This is a genomic window from Paraburkholderia sp. EG304, assembly GCF_046543485.1.
Taxonomy (GTDB): domain Bacteria; phylum Pseudomonadota; class Gammaproteobacteria; order Burkholderiales; family Burkholderiaceae; genus Paraburkholderia; species Paraburkholderia youngii.
Genome location: NZ_JBKGUA010000248.1, coordinates 1 through 915 on the forward strand (window position 1 = coordinate 1; position 915 = coordinate 915).

The following is a 915-nucleotide window of genomic DNA, read 5'->3' on the forward strand; positions in this document are numbered from 1 at the left end:
CCTATCTGTTGGCCCGGGAGATGGCATTTGCCGGTCGTGACCTGCTGGAGCGCTATCTGGCGGCAGTGCAGCGGGTGGTGGACCGGCACGACATGCTGCGCACGTCGTTTGTGTGGGAGGGGCTGTCCAGTCCGGCGCAGGTGGTGTGGCGCCAGGCGCGGCTGGAGGTGGTGGAGGTTGAACTGGACGAGGCTGAGGGGCCGGCTCCCGAGCAGCTGCGGCGCCGGTTCGATCCGCGCGGGCAGCGCATCGATCTGGGGCGGGCGCCACTGATACGGTTTGTGACGGCCCGGGAGCCGGGCAGCGGGCGCTGGCTGCTGCTGGCGCTGCAGCATCATCTGATCGGCGATCACACGACCTCAGAGGTAATGCATGCGGAGGTGCGGAGCGTGCTGGCGGGACGCGGGCACGAGCTGGCCGAGCCGCAGCCATTCCGTAACCTGATAGCGCAGGCGCGGCTGGGTGTGGGAGAGCAGGCGCATGAGCAGTTCTTCCGGGAGATGCTCTCGGGGATTGACGGGCCGACGCTGCCGTTCGGGCTGGGCGAGGTGCGCGGCGACGGCAGCGGGGTGGACGACGAGGCGCGGCGGCAGTTGCCGCAGGCGCTTAACGACCGGCTGCGGCAGCAGGCGCGGCGGCTGGGGGTGAGCGTGGCCAGCCTGTGCCATCTGGCGTGGGCGCAGGTGGTGGCGCGCAGCAGCGGGCGCGAGCAGGTGGTGTTCGGCACGGTGCTGTTCGGGCGCATGCATGGTGGCAGCGGCGCGGACCGGGCGATGGGGCTGTTCATGAACACGCTGCCGGTGCGGCTCGATGTGGATGGAACCGGGGTCGGGGAGAGTGTGCGTCGCACCCACGCGCGGCTGGCGGAGCTGCTCACCCACGAGCATGCCCCGCTGGCGCTGGCGCAGCGCTGCA

General features: G+C 71.1%; 1 protein-coding gene. It reads left to right on the forward strand.

Annotated features, from left to right (window positions below):
- Positions 1-915 (forward strand): condensation domain-containing protein (locus tag ACLFKU_RS43675; RefSeq protein ID WP_410853380.1); only part of this gene is annotated, 915 nt, incomplete at both ends.